The organism is Endozoicomonas sp. 4G (genome assembly GCF_023822025.1).
Classification (GTDB): Bacteria; Pseudomonadota; Gammaproteobacteria; order Pseudomonadales; family Endozoicomonadaceae; genus Endozoicomonas_A.
Genome location: NZ_CP082909.1, coordinates 2,174,883 through 2,189,344, shown reverse-complemented (window position 1 = coordinate 2,189,344; position 14,462 = coordinate 2,174,883). Strand labels below are relative to the sequence as shown.

11 protein-coding genes are annotated in these 14,462 nt (G+C 45.4%); 2 read left to right on the top strand and 9 right to left on the bottom strand.

The features are described from left to right. Window positions 1-38: 38 nt before the first annotated feature. The 8 genes from K7B67_RS08460 to K7B67_RS08425 all read right to left on the bottom strand — a co-directional run bounded on the left by K7B67_RS08460 (window position 39) and on the right by K7B67_RS08425 (window position 11,513). Window positions 39-1,835, bottom strand: a complete 1,797-nt coding sequence (locus K7B67_RS08460) for a hypothetical protein (protein WP_252179912.1) — start codon at window positions 1,833-1,835, stop codon at window positions 39-41. 100 nt (window positions 1,836-1,935) lie between these two features. Next, window positions 1,936-3,621 (bottom strand): hypothetical protein, encoded by a 1,686-nt coding sequence (locus K7B67_RS08455; RefSeq protein ID WP_252179911.1) that lies wholly within the window; start codon window positions 3,619-3,621, stop codon window positions 1,936-1,938. 212 nt (window positions 3,622-3,833) lie between these two features. Further along, a complete protein-coding gene (locus K7B67_RS08450; RefSeq protein ID WP_252179910.1) occupies window positions 3,834-5,612 on the bottom strand; it encodes a hypothetical protein in 1,779 nt (592 codons plus the stop codon). An 80-nt stretch (window positions 5,613-5,692) separates the two neighbouring features. Continuing rightward, complete coding sequence (locus K7B67_RS08445) at window positions 5,693-7,558, bottom strand: hypothetical protein (protein ID WP_252179909.1); 1,866 nt, start codon at window positions 7,556-7,558, stop codon at window positions 5,693-5,695. Window positions 7,559-7,755: 197 nt separating this feature from the next. Continuing rightward, window positions 7,756-9,666: an ATP-binding cassette domain-containing protein gene (locus tag K7B67_RS08440; RefSeq protein WP_252179908.1), complete on the bottom strand. Its 1,911-nt coding sequence runs from the start codon at window positions 9,664-9,666 to the stop codon at window positions 7,756-7,758. Between the two features lie 52 nt (window positions 9,667-9,718). After that, the gene (sixA, locus tag K7B67_RS08435; RefSeq protein ID WP_252179907.1) at window positions 9,719-10,162 is read right to left on the bottom strand and encodes a phosphohistidine phosphatase SixA; all 444 of its coding nucleotides are present in this window, start codon (window positions 10,160-10,162) and stop codon (window positions 9,719-9,721) included. After that, window positions 10,162-10,443, bottom strand: coding sequence for a DUF4389 domain-containing protein (locus K7B67_RS08430; protein WP_252179906.1), 282 nt, complete (start codon window positions 10,441-10,443; stop codon window positions 10,162-10,164). Before K7B67_RS08430 ends, sixA begins: the two co-directional genes overlap by 1 nt. A 38-nt stretch (window positions 10,444-10,481) precedes the next feature. Continuing rightward, window positions 10,482-11,513 carry an NAD(P)H-dependent glycerol-3-phosphate dehydrogenase gene (locus tag K7B67_RS08425; RefSeq protein ID WP_252179905.1) on the bottom strand — a complete coding sequence of 344 codons (1,032 nt, stop codon included), beginning with the start codon at window positions 11,511-11,513 and terminating at the stop codon, window positions 10,482-10,484. Window positions 11,514-11,875: 362 nt separating this feature from the next. Here K7B67_RS08425 and fabA point away from each other — a divergent pair, with 362 nt between their 5' ends. Next, a complete protein-coding gene (gene fabA / locus K7B67_RS08420; protein ID WP_252179904.1) occupies window positions 11,876-12,388 on the top strand; it encodes a 3-hydroxyacyl-[acyl-carrier-protein] dehydratase FabA in 513 nt (170 codons plus the stop codon). A gap of 28 nt (window positions 12,389-12,416) precedes the next feature. Continuing rightward, complete coding sequence (gene fabB / locus K7B67_RS08415; protein ID WP_252179903.1) at window positions 12,417-13,634, top strand: beta-ketoacyl-ACP synthase I; 1,218 nt, start codon at window positions 12,417-12,419, stop codon at window positions 13,632-13,634. Between the two features lie 56 nt (window positions 13,635-13,690). Here fabB and K7B67_RS08410 read toward each other — a convergent pair whose 3' ends face one another. Then, entirely contained in the window at window positions 13,691-14,413 is a 723-nt protein-coding gene (locus K7B67_RS08410; protein ID WP_252179902.1) for a Fic family protein, read from the bottom strand. Window positions 14,414-14,462 lie beyond the last annotated feature (49 nt).

The following is a 14,462-nucleotide window of genomic DNA, read 5'->3' as shown; positions in this document are numbered from 1 at the left end:
AGATTTTCCTTACCGCTTCCGGCTGAGCTTCGTTGAATTTACTCAGTCACACCTCCTGGCATGTTAACATCAGTCATGTCTGAATCGTTTCTATCAGAATCACTGCTGTCAGAACCACTACTGTCAGAACCACTACTGTCAGAACCACTACTGTCAGAACCACTACTGTCAGAATCACTGCTGTCAGCACAATCATAATAAGGAATATCAAGGTAATACTCGAGCCATCGCACAAGCTTTTTTATGTAATTGATCCGTTTTTCCAGGTGTTTTTTCTTCCTCTCTATTTTGCCAACCTCATTTTCAGTGATATTGGAGTCAATAACTGGTGTGTAATAAAACACCGACAATAAATGATACGATTGTTTCAGAAGGTCTTTAAATCCGAGCCGTAGAGTATTCAGTATAACTTTGCAATGATGCTTATTAGTAAAATTTAAATGTAATTGTTGTTCCAAATAGGTTCTAATGTGTTCAATCATTGTTTTAAATAATTCATGCCTTTGATTTTCTGGGTGCAATATTGCGTCTACTACTACCTGATTGATTTCGCCAAGTAACACCCTTCTCGTGTTTGATCCAGAATAAAAGACTGTACTCTTACCTGATTTTCTAAAATAATCCTCCATGAAGATAGCAAGTAAATTTAGCTCTGCGTTTTCTGCAGCAAAAGGGTCAAGCATCCGGCTTATGATATTAATTAAATTCAAGAACTGATTATTCCAGGCTACTAATTCAGGCTCATTTTCACCGTATTCATTTATAAGATTCAACATTCTTTGTGCGGATTCTCTATGTCGCTCATAAATCGATATTCCGTTCCTATCAATGCCATTGTTGAGCAGTTTGGCAGCGTCACTTAGTAATGTATTAGTTTGATCGGCCTTCGATGAGTGATCTTCGAATGGTTGCAAAAATTCAATGCGCTCTCTTTCTAGAGATATGAGAGCAGAGAATACTAATTTGGATCTTGCAACATTTCCTTTTAAAACGTCTTTATCTATTATCGGTTCCCATTTACCTAATAATTTATCTTTTTGTTGGTAAAGCCTGGATATTCCCGCCATTTCAGCGGCGTGAAGCAGGAATGAATTAAAAAAACGAGAAGCTCTTCGATGCGAAGCGCCACTTGAATATTTAGCTGTATAGTAAGCCAGCATCAAATAGGCGATGTCCTGTTGATCTTGCGAGTTATTGAGATTAAAAGGAGACTCGGTACCCTGAATACGCGATAGAGCTTCCAGGATTGTATCCTGATATCGGTTAAGTTTAATGCCAAGAAAATCCTGCACTTGCTGAATCATGCCAGCAATTGTCAGGTTATCAACGGGAGGCGTTTCCGGAATATTGCTCAGCAGAGCGATTATAGTTTCTTCTGAGAGGCTTGGATTCAATGTTCGGATAATTTCAGCAATTTGTTCACGGGAAATGGCCGGGAGTAGGAATTCCGATAAAGGTTGCATCTGCTGTGCTCCAGCACCCTGAGGTTCTGCCTGATATTTTCTCTTTGCGCCTCGCCTATCCCCAGGGTTCATAGCAAAAATAAAATCGGTACTGTTCGGGGTGAGTAAGGGGTACCTTCCTGAAAGAGCATTAAGGTTAATCAATTCAGATAGGAGGTCAGAGTCTTTTATTCCCTTTTTTTCGACCAACCCCTCATCCATTGGCGTTAATAAAGGGTTTGCTGCCAACAATGCTGCCAACAATGTTGAGCAGGGACACACCATAACAAAGAGACCAAAGGCACCTGCAATGAGCTGATTAGACTTGTTATGATGGAAAAGCATCGATGACCCAATTCTTTTCAATATTCGATACATGAAGCTACTGTTCACTCTACCTCCTATAATATTTCTATGATATTTGAATGACCCTCATAAAGTAGTCCAAGGGTCGCAGCTATGCTCAATTTGGATTCGTCGGATTTCGCTTAACTCACTGAGTGACTCCGCCTGGTATGTCAACATCATCTGTGCCAGAATTATTTCCGTCAGATTCACCGCTGTCAGTATAATCAAAAATATCAAGGTAATACCCGAGCCATTGCACAAAATCTTTTATGTAATTTATCCGTTCTTGCAGGTGTATTTTCCTTTTCTCTTTTTTGCTAACGTCTTTTTCTCCTGCTCCCTTTGCAATATCGGAATCAATAGCTGTATCAGAATACACTGCCAATAAATAATTCGATTGTTTCAGAAGCTCTCTAAATCCTGACCAAAGAGTTTCCAGTATGACTTGGCAATGATGTTCGTTAGTAAAATTTATGTCTATTTGTTGCGCTAAATAGGTTTTCAAGTGTTCGATCATTTTTTCAAATAATTCATGTTCTTTATTTTCTGGGTGATATATTGTATGTACTATTACACGCCTGATTTCGACAAGCAATTTCCCTATCGTCTTTGAACCGTAATAAAAGTTTGTACTCTCACCTAATTCTCTAAAATAACATTCCATATGCCATATATTCAGTTCTGCGCTTTCTGCAGAGAAAGGGTCTAGCATCTGGCCTATGATATCAATTAAATTAAAAAACTGATTATTGAATGCCACTAACTCAGGTTCATTCTCACCGTACTCGTCTATAAGCTCGAGCATTCGTTGAGCTTTTTTTCGCTGTCGCTGATGATTTGCTATTCCATTCCTGTCAGTGCCACGATTGAGCAGTTTGGCAGCATCTCTTAGCAATGTATTCACTGGTTCAGACTCTACTGAGGGGTCAAGTAGATCTCCAAATAGTTTCTCAGCTGGCTCCAAAAACTTAATACGTTCTGTTTCTAAAGATTTCAGACCAGAGAATACTGAAGAAGATTTACCAACATTTTCTTTTAAAAGTTCCCTATCTTTTATTGGTCTAAGTGAACCTAATAGTTTATCTCTTTGTTGGTGGAGTCTGGATATTCCAGCCATTTCAGCGGCGTGAAGCAGGAATGAAGTAAAAAAAAGATAGGCCCTTTGACGAGAAGCTGTTCTCGATTTTTTGGCCGTATAGTAAGCCAGCATCAAACAAGCAAGGTTCTGTCGATCTTTCTCGTTGTCGAGCTTAACAGGAGACTCGGTACCCTGAGTATGCAATAGAGCTTCCAGAATGGTATTTTGATATCGGTCAAAGCTAATACCAAGACTAACCCGCACTTCATCAATCAAGTCGGCAATTGCCAGGTTAATGGGAGGCGTATCCGGAATATTGCCCAGCAGAGCGGTTATAGTTTCTTCCGAGAGGCCTGGATTCAATTTTCGGATAATTTCAGCAATTTGTTCACGGGACATGACCGGGAGCGGGAATTTCATTAAAGGTTGCATTTGCTGTGCTTCAGCACCCTGCGACTCTTCCTGATGCTTTCTCTTTGTGCCTCGCTCATTCTCAGGGTTCATAGCAAAGATAAGATGGGTACTATTCGGGGTGACTAAAGGGTACCTCCCCGAAAGGCCATTAATATTAATCAAATCAGACAGAAAGTCAGACTCTTTTGTTCCCTTTTTTTCAACCCACCCCTCATCCATTGGCGTTAATAAAGGGTTTACTGCCAGTAATGTTGAGCAGGGGCAAACCATAACAATGAGACCAAAGGAACCTGCGATGAGCTGACTAGCCTTGCGACGATGGATTAAGCTATTGATCACTCTGACTCCTATGATATTTCTATGATATTTGAATGCCCCTCATAAAGTAGTCCAAGGATCGTAGCTATGCTCAATTTTATGCGCTAGTCACCAACATCCAATCCAATACTGAGTCATTGTCGTTTTTATCTCGAGTCTGATTATGTAGCTTAGCTGTTCTTTTCGCTTCCGGCTGACGTTCGTCAGATTTAGCTTACTTACTGAGTCACGCCCTATGGTATGTCAGAATCACTTCTGTCAGAATCACTTCCGTCAGAATCACTTCCGTCAGAATCACTTCCGTCAGAATCACTCCCATCAGAATCACTCCCTTTAAAATAATAAAATCTAACAGGATGATCATGGAGATAGCAGAGCCATTGCACAAGTCCATTTATATAATCTATCCGTTCTTGCAGGTGTTTTTTCTTCTTCTCTTTTTTGATAACTTCTTTTTCTTCTGATCCCTTAGCAACCTCGCCATGCACGGCTTCGTCAGTTTGTTCAGCAGCATCGGAACCAATGGCTGTATCAGAAAGCACTGCCAATAAATGATTCGATTGTTCCAAAAGGTCTGTAAATCCTGCCCTAAGGGTTTCCATTATGACTTGGTGATGACATTCGTTAGTAAAATTCAGGCGTACCTCTAGCATCAAATAGACTTTTATGGATCGAATCATTTCTTTAAATAATTCATGATCTTGATTTTCTTTGTGAAGCATTCCGTCTACTATTACATGTTGGATTTCGCCAAGAAATTTTCCTATCGTCTTTGAACTGTAGTAAAAGGTTTCACTCTTACCTGATTCTCTAAAATAATCCATAATATGAGCCATAGGTACATTCAGGTTTGCGTATGCTGCATCGAAAGGGTCTAACATCTGACTTATGATATCAATTAAATTCAAGAACTGATTGTTCCATGCTACTAACTCAGGTTCATTTTCACCATGCTCTTCTATAAGTTTCAGCATTAATTCAGCTGATTTTTGCTGTCGCCTATAAATTGATATCCCATTCCTGTTAATGCCATGGTTGAGCAGTTTGGCAGCGTCTCTTAGCAATGTATTGACTGGCTCAAACTCTACTGAAGGGTCTTCAAATGGATCCCCAAATAGCATCTCAGGTGGCTCCAAAAACCTAATGCGCTCTTCTGCTAAAGATTTGAGGCTAGATAATACTGAAGAAGATTTACCAACATTTTCTTTTAAAACTTCTTTATCTTTTATCGGTCTTTGTTTACCCAATAGTTCATCTTTTTGTTGATGGAGTCTGGATATTCCAGCCATTTCAGCGGCATGAAGAAAGAATGAATTAAAAAAAAGATGAGCCCTTCGAGGATGAGCAGCCCCTGATTTTATGGCTGTGTAGTAAGCCAGCAACAAATAGGCAAGGTTTTGTTGATCTTGCGAGTTGTCGAGCTTAACAGGAGACTCGGTATCCTGAATATGTGATAGTGCCTCCAGGATTCTATTCTGATAACAGCCAAGGCTAATACCAAGAATTTCCTGCACTTTCTTAATCATACCGGCAATTGTCAGATTATTAACGGGAGGCGTATCCGGAAGATTGCCCAGTAGAGCGGTTATGGTTTCTTCTGAAAGGCCTGGATTCAATGTTCGGATAATTTCAGCAATTTGTTCAGGGGACATGACCGGAAGCGGGAAGTCCACTAAAGGTTGCATCTGTTGTGCGCCAGCACCCTGCGATTCTTCCTGATACTTTCCCTCATTTACGCTTTGCTCATTCCCAGAGTTCATAGCAAAGATAAGATGGGTACTGTTCGGGGTAACTATAGGGTACTTCCCCGAAAGGCCATTAAGGTTAATCAAGTCGGATAGGAAGTCAGACTCTTTTGTTCCCTTTTTTTCAAACCATTCCTCATCTATCGGTGTTAGTAAAGGGTTTGCTGCCAGCAATGTTGAGCAGGGGCAAACCATAACAATGAGACCAAAGGAACTTGCAATGAGCTGACTGGCCTTGCGACGATGGGTGAAGCTATTCTGAGTCATTTGTCGTTTTTCTCTTCAATCTGATTATTTAGCCGAGCTTTTCTTTTCGCTTCCGGCTGGGTTCGTCGGATTTAGCTTACTTACTGAGTCACACCCTCTGGTATGTCAGAATCACTTCCGTCAGAATCACTCCCGTCAGAATCACTCCCGTCAGAATCACTTCCGTCAGAATCACTCCCGTCAGAATCACTCCCGTCAGAATCACTCCTGTCAGAATCACTCCCGTCAGAATCACTCCCGTCAGAATCACTTCTCCCAGATTCACTGACGTAATCTGAATAAACAGTAGGATGATCAAGGTAATACCCGAGCCATTTGACAAGTTCCTCTATATGAATTATCCGTTCTTGCAGGTGTTTTTTCTTCTTGTCTTTTTTGTTAACCTCTTTTCCTTCTGATCCCTTTACAACCTCGCTATGCATGGTTTCCTCCGCTTGTTCAGCAACATCAGAACCAATGGTTGTATCAGAAAACACTGCCAATAAAGAATACGATTGTTCCAGAAGGTTAATAAATCCCTCTATAAGGGTTTCCAGTATAACTTGGCGATGACATACGTCAGTAAAATTCAGGGGTAATTGTAGTGCTAAATAGATTCTCATGTTTTTAATCATTTTTTTAAATAATTCAGGATCCTGATTTTCCGGGTGACGTCTTGCTTCTTCTATTACATGTTTGATTTCGCCGAGAAATTCTCCTATCGTCTCTGGGCTGTAATAAAAGATTTCACTCTTACCTGATCCTCTAAAATAATTATGAATATGAACAATATGTAATTCCAGAGCTTCGTATTCTGAGGCGAAAGGGTCTGGCATTAGCATCTGGCTTATGATGTCAACTAATTTCAAGAACTGATTAATAAATGCTACTAACTCAGGTTCATTTTCACCATGCTTGGCTATAAGTTTCAGCATTAGTTGAGCTGATCTTTGCTGTCGCCTATAAATTGATACCCCATTCCTGTCAATGCCATGGTTGAGCAGTTTGGCAGCGTCACTTAGCAATGTATTCACTGGCTCAAACTCTACTGAGGGGTCTTCAAATGGGACCGCACCTCCTTTTGGAGGTGGCTCCAAAAACGTAATGCGCTCTTCTTCTAAAGATTTAAGGCTAGAGAATACTGAAGAAGATTTAGCAATATTTTCTTTTAAAAGTTCTTTATTTTTTACCAGTCTGCGTTTACCTAATAGATTATCTTTTTGTTTATAGAGCCTGGATATTCCAGCCATTTCAGCGGCATGAAGAAAGAATGAATTAAAAAAAAGATGAGCCCTTTGAGGTTCTGCAGCTCCTGATTTTATGGCTGTGTAATAAGCCAGCAACAAATAGGCAAGGTTTTGTTGATCTTGCATGTTGTCAAGCTTAACAGGAGACTCGGTATCCTGAATATGTGATAGCGCCTCCAGGATTCTATTCTGATATCGGGTAAGCGTAATACCAAGAATATCCTGCACTTTCTCAATCATGCTGGCAATTGTCAGGTTATTAACGGGAGGCGTTTCCGGAATATTGCCCAGCAGAGCGGTTATCGTTTCTTCTGGGAGGCCTGGATTCAATGTTCGGATAATTTCAGCAATTTGTTCACGGGACATGGCCGGAAGTGGGAAGTCCACCAAAGGTTGCATCTGCTGCGCTCCGGCACCCTGGGATTCTTCCTGATACTTTCTCTTTACGCCTCGCTCATTCCCAGGGTTCATAGCAAATATAAGATCGGTACTGTTCGGGGTGACTGAAGGGTACCTCCCCGAAAGGGAATTAAGGTTAATCAAATCAGATAAGAAGTCAGACTCTTTTGTTCCCTTTTTTTCAACCAATCTCTCATCCATTGGCGTTAATAAAGGGTTTCCTGCCAGCAATGTTGAGCAGGGGAAAACCATAACAATGAGAGCAAATGAACCTGCAATTAGCTGACTGGCTTTGTTACGATGGGTGAAGCTATTGGCCACTCTGACTCCTATGATATTTCTATAATATTTGAATGCCCCTCATAAAGTAGTCCATAGATCGCAGCAATGCTCAATTTTAGATGGTAATCACCCATATCTGATACTGATCCATTGTCGTATGAATTAAGTTAACAGTCGGCAGATAGCCGTTCCTGAGACAGCACACTGACCACTGTTAACAAACGACTGAAAAACGCTTAACTCATATTTTCGAGTTCTTCCCAACGCTCCATTTTCTCTTCAATGTCCTTATTAACGGTTTCCAATCGTGCCAAAGTGGTTTGAACCACTTGCTGGTCGCCCTGATAGAAAGCCGGATCGGCGATGGTTTCTTCCAGCTGAATTAACTCTTCTTCCAGTTTTTCAAGCTCTGCGGGTAAAGCATCCAGTTCACGCTGAAGCTTGTAACTGAGCTTTTTCTTTTTCGGTTCCGGCTGAGACTGAACGCCGGGGTTAGTTTCTGGTTTCTTGTCAGGCTTGCTGGTTTGAGGTTCAGCCACCAGCTGATTAACCGCCCCACCCTGTCTGAGCCAATCTTCAAAACCACCCACATACTCGTTAATCTTGCCGTCAGGCTGGAATACCAGGGTACTGGACACGACATTATCGAGAAATTCACGATCGTGACTGACCAGCAGTACTGTACCCTGAAAGTCCACCAGCAATGACTCCAGCAGCTCAAGGGTTTCGACATCAAGATCGTTGGTCGGTTCGTCCATGACCAGCAGGTTGGCAGGTTTACTGAACAGTCTTGCCAGCAACAGACGGTTGCGCTCTCCCCCGGACAGCGCCTTAACAGGTACACGACAACGGTTAGCCGGGAACAGGAAATCCCCGAGATAGCTGATCACGTGTCGGCTGGCTCCGTTAATCACGATACTCTCGCGACCTTCAGCTACGTTATCAACCACGGTTTTTTCAAGGTCCAGCTGATTCCTCAACTGATCAAAGTAGGCCACTTCCAGTTTGGTACCTTCCTTGATGGAACCGGAATCCGGTTTGAGCTGCCCCAGCAAGATGCTCAACAGTGTGGATTTACCCGCACCATTGGCGCCAATCAAACCCACCTTGTCGCCCCGGATCACCCTGAAATCAAAGTCTTTAATGATATGCCGACCTTCCCATGACTTTGAAATCCTCCTGGCTTCCATCACCAGCTTGCCAGAACTGCTGCCCTGCTCCAGAGAGAAACTCGCCTTACCCTGAACCTCCCGACGTTCCGTTCTTTCACTGCGAAGTGCTTTCAGCGCCCTGACACGGCCTTCATTGCGGGTTCTTCGAGCTTTGATGCCCTGCCGAATCCAGGCCTCTTCCTGCGCCAGTTTTTTATCAAACAGCGCATTCTGTTCAGCTTCCACTTCCAGTGCATGCGCTTTTCTTTCAAGGTACGTTTTATAATCACAGTCCCAGCTGGTCAGGATACCGCGATCCAATTCGACAATTCGGGTAGCCAGGGATTGCAGGAATGAACGATCGTGGGTGATAAACAAAAGCGCACCCTGAAAATCAAGCAGCTGTTTCTCAAGCCAGTCAATGGCAACAATATCCAGGTGGTTAGTGGGTTCGTCCAGCAGTAGCAGATCCGGTTCGCATACCAGCGCCCGAGCAAGCTCCACCCTTCTGCGCCAGCCACCGGAGAGTTCCTTCATTTTCTTCTCTTCAGGCAGGCCCAGCTTCTGGATGACTGTGTCTACCTTCTGCTGAAGACTCCAGCCATCAGCCGCCTCCAGTTTTTGCTGCACTTTTTCCAGAGCTTCCAGAGCCTTCATATCGTCATCAGACTGAATATTCTGGGACAGTTGGTGAAACTGACTGATCCAGTCTCCCACTTCTTCAAGGCCAGAAGCTACGACATCGTAGACCTTTTTCTCGTCCTGCTCGGGAAGGTCCTGATTCAGAATCCCAATGCGCATACCTGGCTTTCGCCAGATACTGCCATCATCCGAATCAATTTTGCCGGACACCAGCTTCATCATGGTGGACTTGCCAGCACCATTCCGTCCCAGCAAACAGACCCGTTCACCTTTGCGTATCTGGAACTCGGCCCCATCCATCAGCGGCTGGTCACCATAGGCAAGGCTTATATTGTCAAATCTCAGTAATGGCATTCTCAGGTTAACCTGTGCTTTCCAACATCTTACTCGCAACACACCCCCGTTTTCAGGGCTTTATCATCTCAACCCATGTTGCCAACCCCGGTCCGGGCAGTTCCATTTCAAGTACCGCCGCATTGCCGGTCATAAAACCAGGCCCTTGATTACCGACCCCTTCACAGAGTAAACCGGTTAAGCTGCCAACCAGGGGCATATGACTGGCAAGAGCGATATTTCCCTGGGTTGGGAGTTCTGAAATAACGGCCATCGGATCATCATCGGGAGTAATGCAACCCAGGGTTTCCAGCGTGCAATCCAGCGTTTCAGCCAGAATTCTGCCGGACTGCTGCGCCCTGAGATAAGGACTGGCAAATACCCTGCTGATCCCAAGATGGGTCAGTTTCGAAGCGGTACTGAGCACTTCCTGTTGACCCGTTTCCGTTAACGGTCTCTCCTGATCAGATGGCGCTGACCAACTGGCCTGCCCATGACGCATTATGATCAGTTTCATTATTCCGTATCTCCAGGCCATTCACTGAATGGGTAAGGCTTGGTGTCAACATTATAAGTAACAAACTGGATAATCTGATAAAAGTATTGATTCAGGCTGGCACTGAAATCCAGCAACCGCCTGTTTGGCTCAGATTTAACAAAGCCGTGGAATACCTGAACAATGGCAATCAATAAAATCAGCAGTCCGGCAATGTGAGCCACCATGTAAAACAACACCATAAACAACAGCCTGAGCCAACGGGACTCTGATTTCAGATTATCAATTACTTTCTCATCCATAAAAAACCTCTGTATTCTTGTTTGTTCACTCAGGACGCTCACCTGACCATAAATTCAACGTCCGTTTTTTGCTCCCGCAGCATCATACCGCGCACCAGCTGATTCACATCAAAATGCTCAAAAATGACCTGGTGCAGACCTTCGACGATCGGCATATAGACTTCCAGTTCAACCGCTTTCTGTCTCACCTGCTGCAAGGTATTTACGCCCTCGGCTACCTGGCCCAGTTCCGCTTCTGCCTCTTTCAGGGTTTTCCCCTGACCCAGAGCGTAACCGACCCTGAAGTTCCGGCTAAGGCTGGAAGTACAGGTAGCCACCAGATCCCCTACCCCGGACAAACCCAGGAACGTCATGGGATCGGCACCGAGCCTGACAGCAAAACGACTCATTTCTGCCAGGCTGCGGGTGATCAGCATACTCTTGGTATTCTCACCCATCCCCATCGCCGCCCCAATGCCTGAGACAATGGCGTAGATATTCTTCAGCGCTCCAGCCAGTTCGACGCCATAGACATCCCGGTTGGAATAAACCCTGAAATAATCCGAGTGCAATACCTTCTGGACAATCTCACACAACTGATCATCTTCACTGGCAATCACGGTGGCCGTCACCGCCTTGGCGACAATTTCCTTGGCCAGATTAGGGCCACTGAGAACGCCGACTCTGACTGAGTTAAGCTCTTCATTCAGGATTTCACTCATCAGATCAAAGGTGACTGGCTCAATGCCTTTTGTGGTACTGATCACCATTTTTCCTTCCAGCGCATCCCCTGCCAGTTGCACCACTGAACGGAAGGACTTGCTGGGAATGGCAATCAGAACCAGATCTGCAGATGAGACAGTGGCCTTGATATCGGTAGAAGCCTGAACCGAGGGATGAATAGTAAAATCTGGCAGATAGCGATGATTGATATGGTCCTGATTGATTCCCTTTACCTGCTCTTCACTGCGCATCCAGAGTTTAACCCGATGACCGTTGTGAGCTGATATATCAGACAGTGCCGTCCCAAAGCTGCCCCCACCGAGGATGGCTATGGTATACTGCTTGCTACCGTTGTGCGGTGTCATCATGTTAGTTCCGGCTGTATTTCTCTTGGTCCGGTTACCGGGAATGTAAGGTAATCTTCACCGCCCGGTGACAGTCTGCCACCGGGACACCGGATTCTCAGATAGATCATACAATACCTGAAGCAACCAGTGCATGAAATCAAATTCTGGTCACCCGGGACATGATCAAGATCGGCCTCCTCTGTTGTTTTTTTGTTAATTTCGACAGAATACGCTGATGAGCGTCTGAGACCGATGGTATAGTGCACACCGGAACGATAGTAATGAATTCCCGTGGTCAGTGGTCAGTCTGACAGAGCGTCGACATATCCATGTCACCCCTGCCTTAACGGGCGGCCATGGCATTTTCCAGGAATAATGAACGAATGAAGCAACAATCCTACGATAAAGAAGATCTGCTCCGCTGTTCACAAGGTGAGCTTTTCGGGCCAGGCAATGCCCAACTGCCAGCACCCAACATGCTCATGCTCGACCGTATCGTTCGGATCTCTGAGGAAGGCGGTAAATATGGCAAGGGCGAAATCATCGCCGAGCTGGATATCACGCCAGACCTGTGGTTCTTCGACTGTCACTTTCCGGGCGACCCCGTCATGCCGGGCTGCCTTGGCCTGGACGCCATGTGGCAGCTGGTTGGTTTTTACCTGGGCTGGATGGGTAATCCGGGTCGTGGCAGGGCCCTGGGCAGTGGTGAAGTCAAGTTCACTGGCCAGATTCTGCCAACCAATAAGAAAGTGACCTACCAGATCAATATCAAGCGTGTTATCAGTCGCAAGCTGGCACTGGGTATTGCTGATGGCAGCGTCAGCGTCGACGGGCGTGAGATTTATACGGCTGAAGGGCTCCGGGTAGGCCTTTTCCAGAGCACCGACGCATTCTGATTCATTCGGATAATTCAGGTTTAGAGAAATGAAACGTGTTGTAGTTACAGGGATCGGCATTACTTCCTGCCTGGGTAACACCCAGAGCGACGTAGCCGACAGCCTCAAACAGGGAAAATCCGGCATCAGCTTTAATGAAAGCTACGCTGAAAAGGGCTTCCGCAGTCAGGTTTCCGGCTCTGTCGACATCGACCTGAGCGAACATATTGATCGTAAAACCCAGCGTTTTATGGGTCTGGCAGCTTCCTACGCCTACATCGCCATGAAGCAGGCTGTTGAAGATTCCGGCCTTTCAGAAGATCAGGTTTCTAACCCGAGAACCGGCCTGATTGCCGCCTCCGGTGGTGCCTCTTCTGAAAACATTGTCGAAGCCGCCGACATTATGCGCGAGAAAGGCGTCAAGCGTGTGGGCCCATACCGTGTGACCCGCACCATGGGCAGCACTGTCTCTGCCTGCCTGGCCACGCCATTCAAAATCAAGGGCGTAAACTACTCTATTACTTCTGCCTGCGCCACCAGTGCTCACTGCATCGGCAATGCCGTTGAACAGATCCAGCTGGGTAAACAGGATGTTGTCTTTGCCGGTGGTGGTGAAGAAGAACATTGGTCACAGACTGGCCTGTTCGACGCTATGGGCGCCCTGAGCACCAGGTACAACGAGAGCCCGGATAAAGCATCCCGCGCTTACGATGCTGACCGCGATGGTTTTGTCATTGCCGGCGGTGGCGGCATGGTGGTCCTGGAAGAACTGGAACACGCCAAAGCCCGTGGCGCCAAGATTTACGCTGAAGTTGTGGGTTATGGTGCGACTTCTGACGGCTATGACATGGTTGCTCCTTCCGGCGAAGGGGCTACCCGCTGTATGCGTCTGGCGCTGGAAACCGTTGACGGTCCGGTTGATTACATCAACACCCACGGCACGTCGACACCCGTTGGCGATGTGGCAGAACTGAAAGCCCTGAAAACAGTGTTTGGTGACGAAATGCCCACCATCAGTTCCACCAAGTCCCTGTCTGGTCACTCCCTTGGCGCAGCTGGTGTGCAGGAAGCTATCTACTGCCTGCTGATGATGAAGCACCACTTTATTACGGCTTCCGCCAACGTAGATACCCTGGACGATGAAGCCCGGAATCTGCCTATTCTGGTTGGTGAAGCGCGGGAACAGAAACTGAATCGCGTTATGTCCAACAGCTTCGGTTTTGGTGGCACCAATGCCTGTCTGGTATTTCAGAGCTATGAAGACTGATTGAAAGGGATTAAAAACTTACCACTCGTTCCCATGCTCCTGCATGGGAACCAAAACTAATCAACAATACTAAGACAACGCTTTAAGGCTTCCTCTTCTGCTTCAACGACCATTGTCAGGTAATCTTGATAGCACTGGCTGGTATGGGCTTTATCCAAAGCTTCATAATAGGCAAGACGGTCTTCCACCTTAATAATGACCGGCAGGTAACCACTGCTCATTAAGTCAAAATTCATCAGCAGGCGCGCAGTTCGGCCATTGCCATCAACAAAAGGATGAATCCCTACAAAATCAACATGCAGTCTCGCTGCCCTCTCAACAGGGTGATACTTTTGATTTTGATACCTGTCGACCAGTTCTACCATTAATGGCTGCAAGTGCAGGTGGTCAGGAGGCCTGTGCTCAGCACCGGCAGTGATTACATTTTCTTGCCGGTAACGACCGGCGTTAGTGTCATCAATATTTTTTAATACCAATTGATGAATAGATTTAATCAGTCGTTCATTGAAGGGCTCATGTCTCGCCACTACCGACTCTAACCACTCAATAGCCTCACGGTGATTAATCGCCTCAAAATGCTCCCTGATTGACTTGCCTCCTACAGTAATACCCTCAAGAACCACCTTTGTTTCTTTAAGTGTCAGGGTATTCCCCTCTATGGCATTGGAGTGATAAGTCCACTCCAGCACCGTTGCCTCGTGAAGTGACCGAACACTGTTGGTTGGCAAGGGTCTGAGGGCGTCCAATTGAGCTTTAAGGACATCAATAGTTTCAAACATACTGTAGGTAATCCATTGCAGTCGTACTTGTGCCCATTGTATGGCAATC

What these genes read in the sequence shown, in the direction of transcription:
- K7B67_RS08450 (WP_252179910.1), bottom strand. Translation starts at nt 5,612, where the DNA reads ATGACTCAGAATAGCTTCACCCATCGTCGCAAGGCCAGTCAGCTCATT.
- K7B67_RS08440 (WP_252179908.1), bottom strand. Translation starts at nt 9,666, where the DNA reads ATGCCATTACTGAGATTTGACAATATAAGCCTTGCCTATGGTGACCAG.
- sixA (WP_252179907.1), bottom strand. Translation starts at nt 10,162, where the DNA reads ATGAAACTGATCATAATGCGTCATGGGCAGGCCAGTTGGTCAGCGCCA.
- K7B67_RS08430 (WP_252179906.1), bottom strand. Translation starts at nt 10,443, where the DNA reads ATGGATGAGAAAGTAATTGATAATCTGAAATCAGAGTCCCGTTGGCTC.
- K7B67_RS08425 (WP_252179905.1), bottom strand. Translation starts at nt 11,513, where the DNA reads ATGATGACACCGCACAACGGTAGCAAGCAGTATACCATAGCCATCCTC.
- fabA (WP_252179904.1), top strand. Translation starts at nt 11,876, where the DNA reads ATGAAGCAACAATCCTACGATAAAGAAGATCTGCTCCGCTGTTCACAA.
- fabB (WP_252179903.1), top strand. Translation starts at nt 12,417, where the DNA reads ATGAAACGTGTTGTAGTTACAGGGATCGGCATTACTTCCTGCCTGGGT.
- K7B67_RS08410 (WP_252179902.1), bottom strand. Translation starts at nt 14,413, where the DNA reads ATGTTTGAAACTATTGATGTCCTTAAAGCTCAATTGGACGCCCTCAGA.